Origin of the sequence: Yersinia hibernica (assembly GCF_004124235.1) — a bacterium.
GTDB lineage: Bacteria > Pseudomonadota > Gammaproteobacteria > Enterobacterales > Enterobacteriaceae > Yersinia > Yersinia hibernica.
The window spans coordinates 840,815-860,568 of the sequence record NZ_CP032487.1 but is presented as its reverse complement, the minus strand read 5'-3'; the positions used below and the strand labels follow the sequence as shown (position 1 = coordinate 860,568).

Here is a 19,754-nt window from a genome sequence, read left to right as displayed (position 1 = left end):
CGGAGTTGGACGGTCATCTGGATGCGTTAACCCGGCTGAATGGCAAAAAACCGTCAGCCGGGAATAACAAAACGACCACCACCCGTAGAGCTAAATCCAAACGACAAAAGCGGGGACGATAAATGTCACGTGGACTCAATCTGGCGTTGACGTTATTCGCCCGCGATAACGCCTCTAAAGTACTCAAAAAGACCCTGCAAGATACGGTACAGCAAACCGCCGCCGCACAGAAAGCCTCGGAGAAGTTGGGTGATACCGATTCAAAGAGTGCTGAAAAGGGTATTAAAGCCTCCCGCAGTTTACAAGCTGAACTTAAGCGCCAGGCCACCGCTCGCTCTACATTGGGTGTGCGTTCTGAGCAGGATATTCAGCGCGAAATCCAGCAAACCCAGGCCGCCTATAATCGCTTGACCCGCAGTGGAGTGATGTCTGCCAATGAGCAGGCTCGTGCATTCAGCACGATGACCGATAAAGTCAGTCGATTAAAGAATGAACTGAATGGGGCCAATCACAGTATGACCGGCTTGCAGCGGGCCAGAATGCTAGGCTCAGGAGCTGCGGCGGTAGTTGGGGGTATTGCTGCCGCCAGTGCCATGTTAGTGCAACCGGTGCGTAACCAGATGAGTTACGATGCTCGGATTGCCAAGATGACTAATACTGCCTACGCAGAACGTGGTGTTGAAGGGCGACTGGAAGGTAAAAAAGAGCTCAGCGGTTTAGTTAGGAATGCAGTTGATGTAGGGGGTGGAACAAAAGAATCAGCCGCTGATACGTTGGATGCCATGCTAGCCTCTGGTGCCGTGAGCATGGATTCAGTAAAAACGTTGTTACCTGTTATTCAAAAATACGCCACTGCAACCGGTGCTGACCCTAAAGACTTAGCCAATATTGCCATTCGTTTAAAGCAAAGCTTTGACATTAAAGACGAAGATATCGGCAAGGCGTTGAATATGGCGATTGTTGCAGGGCAAGAAGGTAGTTTTGAATTAGCAGATATGGCTAAGCATTTACCCGGTCAATTGGCATCCGCATCAAGTGCCGGCATGAGTGGGTTAAGCGACTTCTCAACGTTACTGGCATTGAATCAGACTTCCGCTATTACTGCGGGTAATAGCGATGAGGCTGGTAACAACACGTCAAATCTGTTGGCGAAATTAAATAGCCGCGATACTGCCATGTCTTTGGCAAAAATAAAGTACAACGGTAAAGGGATTGACCTTCCTGGCTCACTCGCTCATGCGAAAGAGAAAGGGTTTAACTCTGTTGATGCGTTTGTCGGTATTGTCGATAAAGTTGTTGCGGGTGATAAGAAATATCAAGAATTACAGAGTCAACTACATAGTGCAAAAGGTAGTGAGCGAGCCCAAATATTAGCCTCAATGGCCAAGATTTTGGAAGGTTCCTCTGTTGGTAAAGTTATTGCCGATCAACAAGCACTCAAGGCATTAATTGGTTATCGGGCCAATAGAGACTATGCCAATGAAGTTGTTAAAAAAACCAATGAACAACGGAGCTTAAAAGCAGGGGAATCTGCTGGTGATATTAACTTTGCGGTTGTCTCTGATGGTAATGACTTTAAAGCTAGCCAATTCAATAATACGAAAGACTTTGCTGAGATGGATGCCATTAAACCGTTATCCGATATTCTTGGCACCTTATCTAAAAATTTAACCGATTACTCCAAAGAATATCCTGGTCTCACCACCGCTGTCGTCGGTGCCACCGATGGTATTAAGGCTATGGGTGCAGTAGCTATGGCATTTGCGGGGCTCAGGTTTCTGACTGGGGGCGGTGGTGCAGGCCCCTCTGGCAGTGGCGGAATTAGTGGGCCGGGTACACTCGGTAAAATAGCGGGCAGCAGCATGGCTGTTTCAGCGCTCTACATTACCGCTGGCTCTGTCGCCATCTCTAGCATGCAAGATTATCTGCGTGAAGACTTTGCCAAGAAAAACATGACAGAGAAAGTGGATTCCATATCCACTGGTACCTCGGGATATTCCTTGGTTGATATAGCCTTGGAAGTTGTTAAAGACCGATTCAGTAAGAAAGGCTCGTCTATCTCCGTCCCTTCCAATATTACGACGGGCGATGCCAATCCCTTTAATGCACAAGCCAATAACCTTGCTGGGTTCGGTGTGCCGTCCTATCTGGCTGCTGGCCAGCAGGGGCAAAAGAATCAACCCATTCAGGTCATCTCTAAATTAGAGGTCGATGGCCGTGTGCTGGCGGAAGTCGTCAATGATGTGAATGGTGCTCAGGCCGTGCGCGGCCCAACGGGGGGCTATTAATGAGTTGGTCAGATAGCATGTTAGATGCCTCATTTCGTGGCGTGAGATTTGATGTGGTTAATACTCGCGACAGCTGGAGCCGTGATGTTGCTCAGCATGAGTACCCCTATATTGACGGGGCTGACATTCAGGACATGGGCCGCAAAGCCCGTAACATTCGCTTATCTGCGCTGTTTTGGGGGGATGATTACGATAGCCGGTTGCAATCCTTTATTGCAGAACTGGATAAGCGCGATGCAGGTGAGTTGATCCACCCCATTTACGGCTCGATGCCGAATATGCAGGTCATCGAGTGCCAAATCGGTCACGATGCTGAGAACGTCGACTATTGCTCCGTGGAGCTGGTTTTCCTTGAATCCAAAACCGGCAATCCCTTCTTCAGTCAGGGCTATCCCACCGCCCAAGCGGATGTCATCTTTAATCAGGTGCAGTCGCTGATGGATGCCGAGCAAAGCCTGATGGATAACGCGCTGGCCCCGTTGCGTGATGCTAAAAAGTTGATGTCAAAATCCAAGGCGCTGGCGTCTACGGCCTTAAATATGCTGATTATCTTCCGCAGCGAGATAACCGGATTTGTGGGGAATACCACCGACTTTGTGCAATACCCTGGCGCGTTTATGAGTGACTTACAAAGTGCGGTCAGTCTGACGTCGATTAATACCACCTCCAGTGGTGCAAGTGCCGGAAGCGGTGTTTCATCTGTCAGCGCCATCAGCCAGACTAACGCCACAATGTCTGACTGGGGCGAGTCCCACCGACAGTTGACGGCCATTGCGGATATGCCAGCAGCGCTGGTATCCGGTGAAAAGACCGCCCCTGTTGAGATACCCGCTGGCACATCGGTAGCTGACATTGCTGAGTTGATTGCCATGGTGACAATCGTTGTCGCGGGCGAACTGGCGCAAGACGCCGCTGATATCTTCAGTGACGACGAGATTAACAGTCTGCTTTCCCCTATTGAAATCGAGCGTATTGCTAACGATACCCGCGAATTTATCCAGACGGCGATTGACCAGCATCGGGCGCAGTATGCCGATGCGACGCAGGAAGTGAGTTCAAGCTCAACCCCTTTGGGTATCGCGTGGCAACCGGTTGTTGATGGGTTAAAAGATATTGCGCTGGCCGTACAGCAATTAGCAGCCAATATCATGACCACGCGCCCGCCGCTCATCCAGCGTCAGGTTGAGGGCGTCAGTAATCTGCACTTGGTGGCCCATCGCTGGTACGGCGACTATCAACGCGCAGTTGAGTTACAGCGCCTCAATCCTCAGTTACGCAATCCGAATGACCTCAAGCCGGGGGATATGCTTTATGCCTACGCCATCTGACAAAGACCAAGACAACCGCGTCAGCATTTTGATTAACGGCAAAGTCCACAGCGCCTGGAGCCGTTACCAGATTGATTCTGACTTTTTGATCCCCGCCGATGCCTGGTCTGTTTCGTTGGGTCTGCCCGATGGTGTCTTTCCACCCGCTATCACGCGCGGCGTCCCTGTGCAGGTCAAGGTCGGAGCCGATACGGTCATGGTAGGCCGTGTTGACAGAATTCAACGCAATACTTCACGTAAACAATGCACGCTATCGTTGTCGGGTCGTGACGGCGCGGCCATTCTGGTGGATTGCGCCGCCCCAGTCTTTACCTCCCGCCAGCTCGGACTGGAGGAAGTGGTCGCCAATATCGTGCGACCCTTGGGTATCACCAAGATTCGGATTAACGCCGAGAGCGCCATTCGTAACGATAAGGTGAGCATTGAGCCAGGCGAACGCGCCTGGGATGCGTTAGTTCGTGCCGCCGCGGGCCGGGGGTTATGGCCTTGGTTCGAGCCTGACGGTACGTTAGTCATTGGTGGCCCAGATTACACCACACCCCCGGTGGCCACACTGATAATGCAATTCAATGGTGAGGGTAATAACGTGCTTTCACTCAATGAGACCTCTTCAATCAATGGTTCGTTCTCGGAGCTCACCGTATTGGCTCAGGGGCATGGTCAAGGGTCTAAGTCATCGGCCGAGCTGGGCATTGTTGATGTTGATAGCGCCTCGATGGCCAGCGAGGCCGATGATAGCCCAGATGATGACCTTGGTCAGGATATTGGCACCGCTGAAACCGGCACCCATGGGCTGAAAACCGTCATCAAAGACCCTACCGTACCGTATTATCGCCCACAAATCATGGTCGTCGGTGATGCTGACAATCTGGATCAGGTGCGTTATCGCGGGCGTAAAGCGATGGCGGATGCTCGTCTGGCGGGGTACAGCATAACGGCCGTGGTCGCGGGTCATCGAACGTCTGAGGGCATATTGTGGGAGCCTGGCCAGCGTATTCATGTGCGCAGTGAACCCCATGCCATTGATGAGATATTCTTTCTAATGGGCCGTGAGTTTGTGGGAGGCCGTACCGAGGGCGAAACCACCTCTTTACGCTTAAAAGAGGACGGTATCTGGATACCGGATGCATTCCCGAAAAAGAAAAAAGGCCGAAAGAAAAAGAAAACCAAAGAACTGGGGATAGTCGATGTGGAATAGTGTTGATAGTCGTATTAATGCGGCGTTAAACCGCATTCGAAAAGCATTTAGAGCCGCATTAACACGGGTTAATAGTACTGGACAGGTGCAAACCGTGCAGGCGCGCGGGCTGGCGGGCGAACAAATTCAGGACAATGAATTGTTCCAGCATTATGGTTTCACCTCCAACCCGCTCCCCGGCACGATGGCGGTTATATTGCCGCTCGGGGGGAAAACCTCACATGGCGTGATTATTGCCACTGAAAACGCCGCTTACCGGTTGACCGGACTTAAGTCTGGGGAAGTGGCACTCTATACCGATGAGGGCGCTAAAATCGTTCTCAAGCGGGGTCGCATCATCGATGTGGAATGCGATACCTATCGCGTGACCTGCAAGAACTATGAAATCAATGCCGAGGAAAAGGCTGATTTCAATACCCCAATGGTGAATGCCAGTGAGCAGGTCACCGCGCAGAATAAAATTACCGGTAATGGCGGCATGGCCATCAAGGGTGGCGCTGGGGCAACATTTGAGGGTAATATCGGGCAGACAGGTGGCAACTACACCACCAATGGTGATGTGAAAGCGGGTGAAATATCTCTGACCGGACATCATCATATTGATAGCATGAGCGGCAATACCTCCGACGCCAAAGCCTAACCCACTGAACCTCTTCACCTGAATTTTCCTGCTCCATGCCGCCATAGTAGCGGCATGGACATGCTAATTGACCCTTCAACCCGAGACTACACTGGCGAAAGCATCAGTACACTGGCCAATGCCGTCTATCTGCGCCTGATGGTTCCACTGGGTTCCTGGTGGGCGGATACCACGCTGGGCTCACGACTGCATGAACTGGCCCGTGAGAAAGATGTCTCGCGGGTCTATACCCTGGCCCGCCAATATTCAGAGCAGGCATTGCAAAGTTTGATTGATGATGGCCGGGCAATGGCCATTACCGTGACATCCACCCGGATAAAATCGGGGTGGTTATTACTGCATATTGTTGTTGAAACTGCCGCCAATCAATCTCAAACGTTTAGCCATCCAGTGAGGGTTGCCTGATGCCCCATATAACACCCACCGTTGAGGCTATTCGCGATACTCTTCTACGGGATATCCGTAATTTATTACCCGATGCCGATATTTCACCAGACAGTGACTATTATATCCGCGCCTCTTCTGTTGCCAGTTGTGCGGGCGGTATTTATCAGGATCAAGGTTGGATTGTCCGTCAGATATTCCCCGATACCGCCGATATTGAATTTCTGGAATTACATTGCCGGACACGGGGCATTGTTCGTAAACCTGCCAATACTGCCACCGGCACCATTGCCATGACGGGAGAACCGGGTGCCACTGTCGCCAGCGGGCTAACGGTGACGCGCGATTCATTCTCATTTGTCACGACTCAACAAGCGGCTATCGATGCTGATGGCAAAGTCACGGTAACGGCTCAGTCAAGCCTTTCTGGTACAGCGGGAAACACCTCTCAGGTCATGTCAGGCACGTTATCGTCAACGCCTGATGGCGTGGACAGTACCGTTATCATCGGCATGATGCTCGGTGGCACAGAGCAGGAAAGTCAGGCGGATTTACTGGCACGATTATTGGACATCATTCGCCGCCCGCCCGCAGGGGGCAACAAGTACGATTATAAACGGTGGGCGCTGGAGGTCACCGGCGTGACCGGTGCATTTGTTTACCCCTTACGCCGTGGGCTGGGGACGGTTGATATCGTGATCACTTCTTCTGATGGTTTACCCTCAGAAGCCATTATTGAAACCACTCAGGCCCATATTGATGACGTTCGCCCGGTCACGGCCAAGAGTTCATTAGTGATGGCCCCCACCATTAAAACATTTGATATTGACGTTAAAGTGACGCTCAGTGGTATTACGTTAGATATTGCCGAAGTGCAGGTTAAAGAGGCATTAAATAACTATATCAATCGACTGATACCGGGTGAGACGTTTATTCGCAGCCAGGCTGAAATGTTAGTTTCCTTTATTACGGGGGTGACTGACCGAAAAATAATAACGCCTGTTGATAACGTTATTCCACAAGTCGATGATGCGGTTGTTGAATGGCTGCGTAGCGGCACGATTACGGTGTCATTACTATGAAATTTTCAACCTTATTGGGCCTGTTGCTACCGCCAGTAGCCTATGACTCTCAGCAACCCAAAATTAACGCTGAAATTCAGGCAGAAGGTAATGCGCTTGATACCGCATCTTTCCTGGCTAATGCCGTATTGGGGGGCGTCACTCCCTTTTATGCTAATAGCCTGCTGGTTGACTGGGAGCGCGTTCTGGAGATTACGGCAGAGCCTGAAGCCAGTTATCAGCAACGTTTGCAAGTGGTACTTATCAAGTTATCTGAGTCTGGCGGTCTCAGTATCCCTTATTTTAAACGCATTGCCGCCAGCGCTGGGTACCAGATAACCATTGATGAACTCGAACCCTTTAGGGCCGGGATTAATCGCGCAGGTGACCCACTTATGGTGCCAGAAATTATCTGGGTATGGCGGGTCAATGTTTTCGGCTCAAAGGTTCAGACATTCCGGTTTAGAGCGGGCACATCGTCAGCGGGTGAGCGTTTATCGGCATTTTCAGACACGGTGATTGAAACCGTATTTAACAACCTTAAGCCTGCCCATACCTTTTGTTATTTCACTTACCAGGAGAGCTGATAATGAAAAATATCATGCCGCCAATTGATACCCCTGACAACATATTCCATGACGGTAATCCGGCAACGGGTGAGCAAGGAACTATTGTTCCGGGCCTATGGCTGACGAATGTTCAGGGCGCTATCAGAAATACTCAGCAAGAATTGATTTCAGTATTAGCGGAGGCTGGCATTGAAATAAATGAAAGTGAGAATAATCAATTATTACTCGCCATTTTAAGTTTAATTTCAAACCGCTCACCTGAATTGCCTGTTGCATCCCTTATTTTAAAGGGAATTACTCAGCTTAGCAGCTCAACAACCAGTAACAGCGAAGCGCTAGCTGCCACCCCAAAGGCCGTTAAAGCGGTAAATGATACTGCCCTAAAAATTGCTAATAACCTTTCTGAGATTGCGGTAGCGGGCCCAGCATCTGTTGCACAGACTCTCGCAAACCTTGGTTTAAGCGACGTGGCACATATTCCCTTTGTTCAGACAATGGGCGCAAGAATGATCTCCTACCTAACCGCCGGAACATTCGTGTTTACAGTTCCTAATGGTGTGACTCGCATTCGCGTTCGCGTTGTCGGTGGTGGTGGCGGTGCTGGCGGCTCAGCAGCAGCAAAGTCAGGCGGCGGAGGAGGTGCTGGCGGGTATGCGGAGGACTGTATAACAGTGAGTCCTGGACAGGTGCTATCAATTACTGTTGGCGCGAACGGTGTTGGCGGTACAGCGGGTAACTCGGGGTCAACTGGTGGCGCTAGTAGCGTGTCTGGGTATCTCTCTGCTTCTGGCGGGGCATTTGGTGATGCGGGGGGCGGTGGCACTGGCGCAGGTGGATTTGGCGGTGCTGGGACTGGTGGCAGTATAAACACTGTAGGTAGTGATGGCTCCGATGGCGCGACTACAGCTACTGTTGGGTCAGGAATTGGTGGTGGGTCTGTCCTTGGTGGTTCAACTCGGAGTGGTGGCACGGGAAGAAACTCATTATCAATAGGCGGAGGCGGTGCTGCAAGTTATACCCTTGCATCACAAAATGGCGGCAATGGTCATGCTGGTGCAGTTATTTTGGAGTATTAATTGATGAAAATATATGCCTTTGTACAGCGTGAGCAAGTTGCTGAAATCATCCTTCCAGTAACTGATTTGGATGGTAAAGAAATTGATATTAAAGACCGCTTTGCGCCTGATTTTGTCGCTGTAATGTATGACGTCACAGAGATGAAACCCGCACCCAAAGAGGGCTGGACATACAGAGATGGGATTTTTGCAGAGCCGGTTCCATACCAGCCAAGCGCAGAAGAGATTCTGGAAATAAATGAAAGAGAAAGGGATCGATTATTAACAATCGCAGGTCTGGCTATCGCGCCACTTCAAGATGCAGTTGATTTAGACGATGCAAAACCTGAGGAAGTTGCGATGCTGAAAAAATGGAAACAATACCGGGTTGCTGTTAATCGCACAGATTTAACAATGCTCAATCCAGCATGGTCAGATATGCCAGAATAGTAAATACAAAACCGGACTTAATTGCTCGGCCTATTCATTTTAATGACTATCACAACGAGAAAACTATTGATTGAGTAGTTTAGTTAAGGGTAAATACTCGTTGGTAAATTCACCTGAACATAGTCCGGCATCTTTTCATAAAACACGATGTACCTCGGGTCATCGACCTCAACCTACCCCAGAAATCCATAATAAGTTGGATCTTTCTGGCAGCAGAAATAACTAATAATCACTGCCTCAGTAGCATCTATTGAACATGCATATTATTCCCTCTCTTAGAACGTGTACCCGTTTATATCGATAACAAATAGAGACACCGTACCACTTGAGGTGGCCTTATAATAAACCGCCTGCGGGCCGCAGTCGGATGGCGCCGCAGGATAATGACAACTAAAGTTGTTGCGCGAGCTAGACGTATGTTTAAAAACGGTGCCACCTTACATCAAGTTGCATTAGTGCTAGATGTATCACCTAAAACTATCTACAAATAAATTCCAGCAGAAGAGCGCAGAGACATATTGACCGACAATGAAAGCCCGTAGCGGCCTATTTTGCATAGTGCAAAATATAGAGTTGTAGCGCGGTGGGGTTATGTAAAAATGGTCGTTAATCTATGCAGAAAAAATCGCCGCGCTACACAACCTGCTGCTTACGGTACTCCAACACAATATTATTATTACGATCGACCAAATCCATTCTGCTGCCGGCCAAAGTCCGGGTAGTTTGTACTGCCGCGGGGTCAATCTGCTTATGCCATGGCGTATTTATTTCATAATTAACGGCTAAATTTAATCCGGTCTTATTTTTGCCACCGTTGCCCATAGTATGGTCTAGGCCTAAACTCACCAGAGGAATAGGGGTATAACTCACACCAGCAGTGAATGCTGATGGGTTTTTCTGCCGCTCATTAATACTAAACAGCGCGACTTCATTACCGAAATATCGCTCATACATCAGCTTCCCGCCGAGCTGCGGATAATAAGGTAAATAAGCTTCAGTGCGAATATCATAGCCACTAGCCGCACGCTCATCATAATCTTCTAGCCGAGTGGAATTTTTCCATCCACCTAAACGATGATAGCTATTGGCGGAAAGCTTCAAGTAATCACGAGCAAGTTCACCGCCCAGCCCTAAGCGTTTATGGGCATTGCCAGATATTTGTTGATCAAAGAAAACATTATATCCCAACATCCAATCAGACAAATAATGGCGCTGACCTAGCCCAATATTCATGATATTGCGTTGATCAATACGACGAAAACCAAACTGACTGAAAGCTAACTTCTCCGGTCGGTCATAAAGGGGGATAAATAAATCCAATTCTGAACCACTGAAATCATTTTTATCATCAGTCTGTAATTTAACCTGAGCCTGGCCAATATGGCCTAACCACTCCTCGACAGATTGAGCCGCGGAAGATAACAGTGCCCCCTTGGCTAAGCGAGAGAATGCATCAGTACTGTTCTCACTGCTTAATGAACTCCCGATCTGTGACAAATGAGAAGCAACCATAGATGCTTGTTGTGTATTTTCTGGTTCTTCCTCTTGGTGAGGGACATAAACAGCCGCACCATATTTAACTGCGTCAAAGTCACTGCGTTTGTTATATAAATTGATATTTAATGCCCAAAGCTCATCTACCGATAAGCCATAGCTCAATGCAACCGACTCAAGTGTATCAGTTAAAGTTAGAATATAAAGTTGCTTAAAAAGAGATGTTTTTTTTGTAATGTCACTATTCGCCTGAGTACTGAAACTCATCGAGTATAATGGCAGTGTGCTCAATAGTATTTGTAAAAATATTTGAATATATGTAATTGTCTTTTTGAGAAAATCAAAACATAAGCAGTACCTTATGCTGTTTAAAATAGAACCCATCTTTATATTCCTGACTTGTTACTGGCATAATTTAAAGCACTAAATTTCAAATTAATATTTAAAAAAATCAAAATGAGTTTTAGTAACGCATGAACAAATAAGCCGATAGAATTGACCTAGCCAGATATTAGGGTTAATAGTTAAATAAGAAAAAGGAATAGTTCGGAATTTAATTTTCAAATAAAGAAAAGATTGCCATGAACATTAAATTCCAAATAAGAAGTTTTCCAAAGAATTTAAACATAAAACTTAATGAGATTAAGATAAATGACAAAGACAACATGAGAAACAATCAACAGTTTGATTTATAAAGAAAAAATAAAGCAGAATTCAAATCGAACAATACATTCCATTAGTCAGAAAAGATAAGAATAATAGGAAATCATAGGAAAATGGCTGATAAATCATTATCAGCCAATCCACTATATCAGCGCACCATAAATAGTCAGCAAAGCGACAACCACAATAACTGTTAGGGTCACTTTTCGTGCTAAAGAAACGGCAGACCGTGGCGTCTGCACCGGATCTAAATGAGGTTCTCGTGCCAGTGAATATTGTGCAAGTTGCGTTAACACCTGATACTGCGAAGAGCGAAAATCGCCCAATGAAGCAAACCAAGCTGGTAGGGCTCTTTCACCATGCCCCAATAATGCATAAGCAACACCCACCAGCCGCACAGGTATCCAGTCCAACCAATGCAAAATACGATCAATACCTGATTGAGAGCGTTGTAAAGGAGTATAATGACGCGCTAGCCACGTCTGGTATCCACGTAACATTGCATACCCTGCTAATGCTACTGGGCCATAGTTAACACAGACGACAAACCAGAAGACTGGCGCTAGATAGTAACGGAAGTTTATCCATAACAAGGCATTTTGCAGAGACTCCAATCTAGCTTTTTCTCCGCTATCCATAGGTAAACCATGGATAAGTGCTAATTCCTCAGCCATTTTATCCATGGCATGAGCATCACCTTGACGTGCAGCCTTCAGATAGGCTCGGTAATGTTTACGTATTCCTCCGGCACCAATACACAGCAGACAAATTAGTATCCAGAGCAGCAATAGGGGAAAACCAAATAAAATGTTTTCCACCAGCCGTAAAATCAGCCATACCAGCGCCATCCACACTGCGGTCAGTAAAATTGTTTGTGCCAACGAAAAATGACGTAAACGCGTAAAAACTACTTCAAGGCGATGATCTAGCTGCCAATGTTCGCCCAGTTTAAACAAGCGCTCCCATGCCAGCACCAGCAACAACGTAAACAGTGTCATTAGCTCCTACTCTCCCTTTGCACTTAACCCGCCCAAAAACAGGGCATATGCCTCCCGGCATGTATGAACAACAATAACAACCAAGGTGGTTAGCAAATACATGCTCGACTATAAACCTCGGATTAATTTTGCATTACGATGGTAAAGATAACTTCGCTAAACTCTGTTGATACAAGGCCCAATCAAATGCAGGGCCTGGATCTGTTTTACGCTCTGGCGCAATATCACTGTGGCCCGTTACACGTTCTGCGGTTATCGGGTAAGACGCGAATAGCAATGCACTAATCTCAGTCAGGCTGCGATATTGTGCGGACGTAAACGGTAACACATCCGTCCCTTCTAACTCGATCCCAATAGAAAAATCGTTACACCGCTCACGTCCGGCAAAAGTCGATACTCCAGCATGCCAGGCACGTTTATCAAATGGAACATATTGAATAATTTCACCATCTCGGCGAATTAAGCAATGGGCCGACACTCGCAGGTGCACAATATCAGCAAAATAGGGGTGCTCATCAGCATTTAGAGTGCCAGTAAACAGCTGATCGATATACGGGCCACCAAACTCACCTGGAGGCAAACTAATATTATGAATCACCAACAGAGAAGGAACCTCGCCTTCGGGCCGCTGATCAAAATGTGGGGAAACAACCCGTTTGACCCCTGAAATCCAGCCATTATCCAACTGCATTACTTGTCTAAGCCCCCTAATAATAACACTTCAACCGGCTCTTTTATGGCACTTCTGCCAGCAACAGAGTAGCATGTTTAAACAACTATCTATCCGCCATTTCGGAGTTTTCTATGCCGACCCGCAGCTATAATGCCGACAGCCGCCGCGCCGAGCTATTGGAACGAATTCAATGTGATATCCCGTTTACTGTTGCTCAAGCTTTGAGTGAAGATCTTGGTGGTGAAGTCAATGCAGACCGTGACCTCACTGCACAATTACTCCCCGAAGATAAACAAGCAAACGCCACTATAATTACCCGAGAAGCGGGTGTTTTTTGTGGTCAACGCTGGTTGAATGAAGTATTTATTCAACTTGGAGCCCAAGTGTCTGTCACATGGGAAGTTAATGATGGAGATGAACTGGTAGCGGATCAGGTTCTGTGCCATTTGACTGGCCCGGCCCGTATACTGCTGACGGGTGAACGTACCGCACTTAACTTCCTGCAAACTTTATCGGGTGTCGCTACACAAGTGAACCACTATGTAGCCGCAATCTCTGGGTTACCGACACAATTACTCGATACCCGGAAAACAGTACCGGGGCTACGCACTGCCTTGAAATATGCAGTCCTGTGTGGAGGAGGCAGTAATCACCGGCTTGGTTTATCCGATGCATTCCTTATTAAGGAAAATCACATTATTGCAGCTGGCTCCATTAAAGAAGCTGTTGCCAAAGCCTTTTGGATACATGCTGATGTCCCTGTAGAAGTTGAAGTTGAATCCCTTGATGAGCTACAACAAGCACTGGAAGCCGGGGCGGACATCATCATGTTAGATAACTTCACCATTCCAATGATGCTTGATGCTGTCAACATACGCAATGAACTTGCCAAAACCCAGAGCAGTGCACAATTGGAAGTTTCAGGCAACGTCACACTGGAAACCCTGCGCAGCTATGCTGAAACAGGGATTGACTTCATTTCAGTGGGTGCTCTCACCAAACATATTACGGCCCTAGACCTTTCCATGCGCTTTAAATAATCCTACCAAACTATTCTCGGCGAGTGTCTCTCAATAGCAGGCTTTCACTCTGTTTTGCGAACACCGCCGAAATTATCGATGATTCAACTGCAAGAAGATAAATATCCGGCAGTACACTCCGAAAATTGCTCTTATCACCCTATTACTACGAATTTAAAAAGTGCACTCTGCCTACGTTTTCTCACACACATGGAGAGTGTCAAATGACTAATCAACGAGGTTTTACATTAATTGAACTGATGGTCGCTATCGCCATCATTGCGGTTCTCAGTGGTATTGGTATTCCGTCTTATCAACGTTATATTCAAAAAGCAGCCCTTACCGATATGTTACAAGCCATTGTTCCATACAAAATGGCCATAGAGCTTTGTGCTCTGGAACATGCCAGTCTTGATAACTGTAATGGTGGGAGTCATGGTATTCCCACAGGGGAATCATCCCGATATGTCAGCTCAACAACTATCGATAAGGGAGTGATTACATTTACAGGTAAGCAAACACTCACCAATCTGACATTGGCTATGTCGCCAACAATAAACAGCAGTGGAAATGTAGTCTGGACAAGGACATGTACAACAGAAGATAGCAGCCTGACAGATAGCTGTAAGACCGTGTTCCGTTTTGATGATAAGGCCTAATCCAATGACCGACTTCATAGAATGTCCACACGAGACAATAAATAATGAATTACACACGCTCTGTCGCCGTCATCGGTCAATCGCTTTAAAAATCGATGATAAAAATCTGACCATAGCGTCATCTGGCCCTGTAAATGAAGTGTTGTTAACAGCGCTGCGTTTTACATGTGGCCGTAAGATAAAGGTGGAATACTGGCCGAAGGCCAAGATTGAACAGTCATTAAATTTGGCCCCATCTGCAATTGGTTTTTCAAACAAAGGAGCAGAACCCAAAGAAAGCCACCCTAGTATATCCCAGCCAAAGGAAGAACGACCAAAGATAAGACTATCCAATACACCACAAGAGGGTGTTGATGACACATTGCTTGATAATGAAAGTGATATACCTGTTATTCAATTTATAACGCAGACACTAAGACTGGCGATTCAGAAACGCGCATCTGACATCCATTTTGAACCTTATCAATATCACTATCGTATTCGCTTAAGAATTGATGGTGTATTACATGAATCTCCACCACCAGCAGCCGAGTTATCAAACCGCATTAGCAGTTGCCTAAAAGTCATGTCCAAGCTGAACATTGCTGAAAAACGGTTAGCGCAAGATGGTCAGTTGGCACTACTGCTAGACGGTATCCGTTACTCGATGAGAATAGCGACTATCCCCGTGCAATATGGTGAAAAAGTCGTGCTGCGGATCCTCAATACCCAGCAGCAACCCACACTGGAAACCCTAGGACTAAAAACAATAGCCCATAAACAGTTAACTCGCGCGCTCTCAGCACCACAGGGATTGATTCTCGTCACTGGGCCAACAGGTAGCGGTAAAACAGTTACCCTTTATTGTAGTCTGGACCAAATCAACCAGCCGGAGATTAATATCTGTAGTGTCGAAGATCCTATTGAGATCCAAGTTGATGGTATAAATCAAACGCAAACCAACAGTAAGATAGGGCTGGATTTTTCGAGTGTATTACGCGCAATGCTACGTCAGGACCCAGATGTGATTATGCTGGGCGAGATTCGTGATAATGAAACCGCAAAAATAGCAGTTAAAGCAGCGCTTACAGGGCATCTGGTTCTCTCAACACTGCATACTAACTCTACGGCCGAAACACTGGTTCGTTTGACCCAAATGGGAGTAGAACGCCACTTAATTGCTTCCAGCCTGACATTAGTCATCGCGCAACGATTGGTGCGCCGATTATGTCTACACTGTCGCCAGGCATCCCCTACCCCTTTCCAAACTTCACCAAATATATGGGCAAGTCCACTACAACATTATCTTGCCGTGGGCTGCGAGCACTGTTGTGCCGGTTATTATGGTCGAACAGGTATTTACGAAATGTTAAATGTCACTCCACCAATTCAACAAGCTTTGCTCAATAATGCTAGCCCATCGGAACTCACTCTAATTGCACAGGAGCAAAAACAAGTCACATTACTTTCTGCGGGTTTGACATTAGTCGAAAACGGGGTGACTACACTCAGCGAAATTAATCGTGTTGTAGGGTTACTAGTAGAGACAGAGACAGAAACAGAGGCAACACCGTGAGCTATCAGCGCTTATTTTACTGGAGAGCAGTGAGCACTACTGGGCAACTACAAACCGGTGCGCTATTAGCAACAGAGCGAAGTACTGTCTATGAACATATGTTCCGCCATGGGTTGCAACCCTTGCGCGTTAAAGGTGGGAAAAAATTGTCAACTCGCTATTGGCGGGGTCACCGTCTAATCGCGGTCACTCGCCAATTAGCAACATTATTGCAAGCTGGTCTGCCTTTAGTGAGTAGCTTGCAGTTGTTAGCGAAAGAAATGGATGCCTTACCTTGGCAGTGTTTATTACAGGAGATAAGTCAGCAGGTTTCTCAGGGGCAGTCACTATCAGAAGCAATGGCATGCTACCCTCACACCTTTCCCCAATTATATGCCCCCGTCATTGCGATGGGGGAATTGACGGGGAATTTGGAACAGTGCTGCGTTCAGTTAGTTCAACACCAGGAACAGCAACAAAAATTACAAAAGAAAGTGATTAAGGCGAGACTGTAATTAAAATTGTGTAATTGCCTGTTTTTGATATGTTCACTCCAACAACGGAGACAGGCAAATTATGGACGAGAAGAAACTTAAAGCTCTCGCTGCAGAACTGGCTAAAGGCCTCAAAACCGAGGCCGATCTCAATGCGTTTTCCCGTATGCTGACGAAGCTTACCGTCGAAACAGCGCTCAATGCAGAGCTGACTGAACACCTCGGACACGAGAAAAATGCCCCAAAAACCGGTTCAAATACCCGCAACGGCTATTCATCCAAAACGCTGCTGTGCGACGATGGCGAGATTGAACTGAGCACGCCTCGTGACCGTGAAAATACCTTCGAGCCACAGCTTATCAAGAAAAATCAGACGCGTATCACGCAGATGGACAGCCAGATTTTGTCCCTGTACGCCAAAGGCATGACAACCCGTGAAATCGTCGCCACATTCAAGGAAATGTACGATGCGGACGTGTCACCCACGCTGATATCTAAAGTCACCGATGCGGTTAAAGAACAGGTTGCTGAATGGCAAAGTCGGCCTCTGGATGCGCTGTATCCCATTGTTTATCTTGACTGTATCGTGGTGAAAGTTCGTCAAAGTGGTAGCGTGATAAACAAAGCGGTGTTCCTCGCTCTCGGCATTAATACTGAAGGTCAGAAAGAACTTCTGGGCATGTGGCTGGCTGAAAACGAAGGGGCGAAGTTCTGGCTCAGTGTGCTGACGGAGCTTAAAAACCGGGGCCTTCAGGATATTCTGATTGCCTGTGTGGACGGCCTGAAAGGCTTCCCGGATGCGATAAACAGCGTGTATCCACAGACGCATATCCAGCTTTGCATCATTCACATGGTGCGCAACAGCCTGAAATACGTGTCGTGGAAGGACTACAAAGCCGTCACCAGCGGACTGAAAACGGTGTATCAGGCTCCGACAGAAGCGGCGGCACTGATGGCGCTGGATAACTTCGCGGCAACCTGGGACGATAAATACCCGCAAATCAGCAAAAGCTGGCGTGCGCACTGGGGAAATCTCAATACGTTCTTTGGCTACCCGCCCGACATCCGCAAAGCCATCTACACCACTAATGCTATCGAATCGCTGAACAGCGTGATCCGTGCAGCTATCAAAAAGCGCAAAGTGTTCCCGACAGACGACTCAGTGAGAAAGGTTATTTATCTGGCGATCAAGGATGCTTCAAAAAAATGGAGTATGCCGATCCAGAACTGGCGGCTGGCGATGAGTCGTTTTATTATCGAGTTCGGTGACCGCCTGAGCGATCACCTTTAATATGGTGGCAGTTACACAGAATTATTTACAGGGTCATTAAGGCACTTAAATATCCCGTATTTGTCTGCGTTATCGCGCTGGTTGTCAGCATTATCATGCTCGTTTTGGTGCTACCCGAGTTTGCACAAATCTACCAATCATTTGATACACCCTTACCGGCGCTGACGACCATACTGCTATTAATGTCCGCATTTATTACGACTTACGGGCCATACATTACTGCATCATTAACATTACTTTTTATTAGCTATTTATACCTTCGTCGGCATAAAACTCAATGCCAAGAATGGGAACAAAAGTTTTTACTACATATACCATTAATCTCAGTATTGATACGCGGCAGTTGTCTTAGCCAAATTTTTCAAACACTGGCTATCACTCAACATGCTGGATTACCGCTGACGGCTGGGTTAGATGTCGCACTTCGTTCTATCAACAACGATATCTATCAACAAGCATTAAGGAGCATTCAAAAGCAAATTAATCAAGGGGTTCCTCTACATATGACTCTATCTCAACACCATCTATTCCCCCCCTTATGCCAACAAATGGTTCGCGTAGGTGAAGAATCGGGAGCATTGGATATATTATTAGAGAAACTGGCCAATTGGCACCAACAACAAACACAGGAGTTGGCGGATAATTTCACTCAAATGTTGGAACCAATATTGATGTTAATTATTGGCACTATTGTAGGAACTCTAGTGATTGCGATGTATTTGCCGATATTTCAACTGGGGGATTTTATCGGATAGATGACGTTATTAAGGGAGATTATCAGGTGTAATTTAATTAAAAAGAGGCGTTAATTTACGCCCCTTTTTATATCGATAAATAGATATCGAGAAAACTAACTTTGTTCGAGAACAGGATATTCTCAATACACGGTATTAGTTACTACCAAATACACGGTTTTCTTGTTCGGCAACACGAATAAAAGTGGTGCGCTTAGTCAGTTCTTTTAAATGCGACGCCCCAACATAGGTACAAGCGGATCGCAAACCGCCCATAATATCGCGTACGGTATTATCAACAGAGCCACGTAATGGCAATTTAACTGTTTTACCTTCAGCGGCACGATACTCAGCCACTCCACCGACATGGCGTTTCATGGCAGATTCTGAACTCATACCGTAGAACAGCATAAACTTCTCACCATTCTCTTCTACCACCCGGCCTTCACACTCATCGTGCCCGGCTAACATCCCACCCAACATCACAAAATCAGCACCGCCACCAAAAGCTTTAGCCACATCACCGGGCATTGAACAGCCGCCATCACTGACAATCTGCCCCCCTAAGCCATGAGCAGCATCAGCACATTCAATGACTGCCGACAATTGCGGGTAACCAACACCGGTCTTAACCCGAGTCGTGCAAACTGAACCTGGCCCAATCCCAACTTTTACAATGTCAGCACCCGACAAAATAAGCTCTTCTACCATCTCACCCGTGACTACATTCCCGGCACAAATAACTTTATCTGGGCATGCTTCACGCGCTTTTTGCAAGAAAGCAACAAAATGCTCTGAATAGCCATTAGCGACATCAATACAGATAAATTTCAATGCAGGTGATAACGCCAAAATTTGTTTCATTTTGTCGAAATCAGCAGAGGAAGTCCCAGTAGAGACCATGACATGGCGCAAGACTGATTCAGGAACCCGTTTCACAAACTCACCCCACTGCTCAACAGTGTAGTGCTTATGAACAGCGGTCAGAACATCGAATGATGCCAGAACTTCTGCCATGCGGAAGGTGCCAACAGTATCCATATTAGCGGCGATGATAGGTACACCAGACCAATTCCAACCTGAATGTTTGAAAGTAAACTGACGTTCCAGTTCAACTTCAGAGCGACTTTTCAGTGTGGAACGTTTAGGGCGGATTAACACATCTTTAAAGCCTAACTTCAAACCTTCTTCAATACGCATGGCTTATTATTTCCTGGTTATT

The 19,754-nt window shown here is 47.0% G+C and carries 17 protein-coding genes and 2 pseudogenes; 15 read left to right on the top strand and 4 right to left on the bottom strand.

Features of this window, described 5'->3' with window-relative positions; genetic code table 11:
• Positions 1-122: 122 nt before the first annotated feature.
• Genes D5F51_RS04105 through D5F51_RS04065 form a run of 9 tightly spaced genes read left to right on the top strand, consistent with a single transcriptional unit; the run spans position 123 to position 8,973 of the window.
• Positions 123-2,288 carry a phage tail tape measure protein gene (locus D5F51_RS04105; RefSeq protein WP_129195683.1) on the top strand — a complete coding sequence of 722 codons (2,166 nt, stop codon included), beginning with the start codon at positions 123-125 and terminating at the stop codon, positions 2,286-2,288.
• Positions 2,288-3,616: a DNA circularization protein gene (locus D5F51_RS04100; protein WP_129195682.1), complete on the top strand. Its 1,329-nt coding sequence runs from the start codon at positions 2,288-2,290 to the stop codon at positions 3,614-3,616. Before D5F51_RS04105 ends, D5F51_RS04100 begins: the two co-directional genes overlap by 1 nt.
• Positions 3,600-4,814, top strand: coding sequence for a phage baseplate assembly protein (locus D5F51_RS04095; protein ID WP_129195681.1), 1,215 nt, complete (start codon positions 3,600-3,602; stop codon positions 4,812-4,814). The genes D5F51_RS04100 and D5F51_RS04095 overlap by 17 nt, the downstream gene beginning before the upstream one ends.
• Complete coding sequence (locus D5F51_RS04090; protein ID WP_129195680.1) at positions 4,804-5,454, top strand: phage baseplate assembly protein V; 651 nt, start codon at positions 4,804-4,806, stop codon at positions 5,452-5,454. Before D5F51_RS04095 ends, D5F51_RS04090 begins: the two co-directional genes overlap by 11 nt.
• A 54-nt stretch (positions 5,455-5,508) precedes the next feature.
• Positions 5,509-5,859: a phage GP46 family protein gene (locus D5F51_RS04085; protein WP_050317928.1), complete on the top strand. Its 351-nt coding sequence runs from the start codon at positions 5,509-5,511 to the stop codon at positions 5,857-5,859.
• Positions 5,859-6,920, top strand: a complete 1,062-nt coding sequence (locus D5F51_RS04080; RefSeq protein ID WP_129195679.1) for a baseplate J/gp47 family protein — start codon at positions 5,859-5,861, stop codon at positions 6,918-6,920. The genes D5F51_RS04085 and D5F51_RS04080 overlap by 1 nt, the downstream gene beginning before the upstream one ends.
• A complete protein-coding gene (locus tag D5F51_RS04075) occupies positions 6,917-7,486 on the top strand; it encodes a YmfQ family protein (protein WP_129195678.1) in 570 nt (189 codons plus the stop codon). Before D5F51_RS04080 ends, D5F51_RS04075 begins: the two co-directional genes overlap by 4 nt.
• A 2-nt stretch (positions 7,487-7,488) precedes the next feature.
• A complete protein-coding gene (locus tag D5F51_RS22615) occupies positions 7,489-8,544 on the top strand; it encodes a tail fiber protein (protein WP_129195677.1) in 1,056 nt (351 codons plus the stop codon).
• A 3-nt stretch (positions 8,545-8,547) separates the two neighbouring features.
• A complete protein-coding gene (locus D5F51_RS04065; protein ID WP_129195676.1) occupies positions 8,548-8,973 on the top strand; it encodes a tail fiber assembly protein in 426 nt (141 codons plus the stop codon).
• A gap of 633 nt (positions 8,974-9,606) precedes the next feature.
• Here the strand turns inward: D5F51_RS04065 and D5F51_RS04055 are convergent.
• The 3 genes from D5F51_RS04055 to ampD form a co-directional block, all read right to left on the bottom strand.
• Positions 9,607-10,851: an inverse autotransporter beta domain-containing protein gene (locus tag D5F51_RS04055; RefSeq protein ID WP_245994881.1), complete on the bottom strand. Its 1,245-nt coding sequence runs from the start codon at positions 10,849-10,851 to the stop codon at positions 9,607-9,609.
• A gap of 422 nt (positions 10,852-11,273) precedes the next feature.
• The gene (ampE, locus tag D5F51_RS04050) at positions 11,274-12,128 is read right to left on the bottom strand and encodes a beta-lactamase regulator AmpE (protein ID WP_129195675.1); all 855 of its coding nucleotides are present in this window, start codon (positions 12,126-12,128) and stop codon (positions 11,274-11,276) included.
• Positions 12,129-12,261: 133 nt separating this feature from the next.
• Positions 12,262-12,819, bottom strand: a complete 558-nt coding sequence (gene ampD / locus D5F51_RS04045) for a 1,6-anhydro-N-acetylmuramyl-L-alanine amidase AmpD (protein ID WP_129195674.1) — start codon at positions 12,817-12,819, stop codon at positions 12,262-12,264.
• Between the two features lie 113 nt (positions 12,820-12,932).
• Between ampD and nadC the strand changes: the two genes are divergently transcribed.
• The 6 genes and pseudogenes from nadC to D5F51_RS04015 form a co-directional block, all read left to right on the top strand.
• The gene (gene nadC, locus D5F51_RS04040; protein WP_129195673.1) at positions 12,933-13,841 is read left to right on the top strand and encodes a carboxylating nicotinate-nucleotide diphosphorylase; all 909 of its coding nucleotides are present in this window, start codon (positions 12,933-12,935) and stop codon (positions 13,839-13,841) included.
• 203 nt (positions 13,842-14,044) lie between these two features.
• Complete coding sequence (ppdD, locus tag D5F51_RS04035) at positions 14,045-14,479, top strand: prepilin peptidase-dependent pilin (protein WP_087769080.1); 435 nt, start codon at positions 14,045-14,047, stop codon at positions 14,477-14,479.
• Positions 14,466-16,034: a type II secretion system protein GspE gene (gene gspE / locus D5F51_RS04030; RefSeq protein WP_391592386.1), complete on the top strand. Its 1,569-nt coding sequence runs from the start codon at positions 14,466-14,468 to the stop codon at positions 16,032-16,034. Before ppdD ends, gspE begins: the two co-directional genes overlap by 14 nt.
• A pseudogene (locus tag D5F51_RS04025) lies at positions 16,031-16,519 on the top strand (type II secretion system F family protein); the annotation flags it as partial. The gene gspE and the pseudogene D5F51_RS04025, both read left to right, overlap by 4 nt.
• Positions 16,520-16,589: 70 nt before the next feature.
• The gene (locus tag D5F51_RS04020) at positions 16,590-17,798 is read left to right on the top strand and encodes an IS256 family transposase (protein ID WP_129195537.1); all 1,209 of its coding nucleotides are present in this window, start codon (positions 16,590-16,592) and stop codon (positions 17,796-17,798) included.
• 29 nt (positions 17,799-17,827) lie between these two features.
• Positions 17,828-18,553 (top strand): annotated as a pseudogene (locus D5F51_RS04015) (type II secretion system F family protein); the annotation flags it as partial.
• Between the two features lie 135 nt (positions 18,554-18,688).
• Here D5F51_RS04015 and D5F51_RS04010 read toward each other — a convergent pair.
• A complete protein-coding gene (locus tag D5F51_RS04010; RefSeq protein ID WP_025379496.1) occupies positions 18,689-19,732 on the bottom strand; it encodes a GMP reductase in 1,044 nt (347 codons plus the stop codon).
• Positions 19,733-19,754: the final 22 nt, after the last annotated feature.

Coding starts and splice junctions, on each gene's coding strand:
- D5F51_RS04100 (WP_129195682.1), top strand. CDS start 2,288: ATGAGTTGGTCAGATAGCATGTTAGATGCCTCATTTCGTGGCGTGAGA.
- D5F51_RS04010 (WP_025379496.1), bottom strand. CDS start 19,732: ATGCGTATTGAAGAAGGTTTGAAGTTAGGCTTTAAAGATGTGTTAATC.
- D5F51_RS04020 (WP_129195537.1), top strand. CDS start 16,590: ATGGACGAGAAGAAACTTAAAGCTCTCGCTGCAGAACTGGCTAAAGGC.
- ampD (WP_129195674.1), bottom strand. CDS start 12,819: ATGCAGTTGGATAATGGCTGGATTTCAGGGGTCAAACGGGTTGTTTCC.
- D5F51_RS04085 (WP_050317928.1), top strand. CDS start 5,509: ATGGACATGCTAATTGACCCTTCAACCCGAGACTACACTGGCGAAAGC.
- nadC (WP_129195673.1), top strand. CDS start 12,933: ATGCCGACCCGCAGCTATAATGCCGACAGCCGCCGCGCCGAGCTATTG.
- gspE (WP_391592386.1), top strand. CDS start 14,466: ATGATAAGGCCTAATCCAATGACCGACTTCATAGAATGTCCACACGAG.
- ppdD (WP_087769080.1), top strand. CDS start 14,045: ATGACTAATCAACGAGGTTTTACATTAATTGAACTGATGGTCGCTATC.
- D5F51_RS04090 (WP_129195680.1), top strand. CDS start 4,804: ATGTGGAATAGTGTTGATAGTCGTATTAATGCGGCGTTAAACCGCATT.
- D5F51_RS04105 (WP_129195683.1), top strand. CDS start 123: ATGTCACGTGGACTCAATCTGGCGTTGACGTTATTCGCCCGCGATAAC.
- ampE (WP_129195675.1), bottom strand. CDS start 12,128: ATGACACTGTTTACGTTGTTGCTGGTGCTGGCATGGGAGCGCTTGTTT.
- D5F51_RS04095 (WP_129195681.1), top strand. CDS start 3,600: ATGCCTACGCCATCTGACAAAGACCAAGACAACCGCGTCAGCATTTTG.
- D5F51_RS04075 (WP_129195678.1), top strand. CDS start 6,917: ATGAAATTTTCAACCTTATTGGGCCTGTTGCTACCGCCAGTAGCCTAT.
- D5F51_RS22615 (WP_129195677.1), top strand. CDS start 7,489: ATGAAAAATATCATGCCGCCAATTGATACCCCTGACAACATATTCCAT.
- D5F51_RS04055 (WP_245994881.1), bottom strand. CDS start 10,851: ATGGGTTCTATTTTAAACAGCATAAGGTACTGCTTATGTTTTGATTTT.
- D5F51_RS04065 (WP_129195676.1), top strand. CDS start 8,548: ATGAAAATATATGCCTTTGTACAGCGTGAGCAAGTTGCTGAAATCATC.
- D5F51_RS04080 (WP_129195679.1), top strand. CDS start 5,859: ATGCCCCATATAACACCCACCGTTGAGGCTATTCGCGATACTCTTCTA.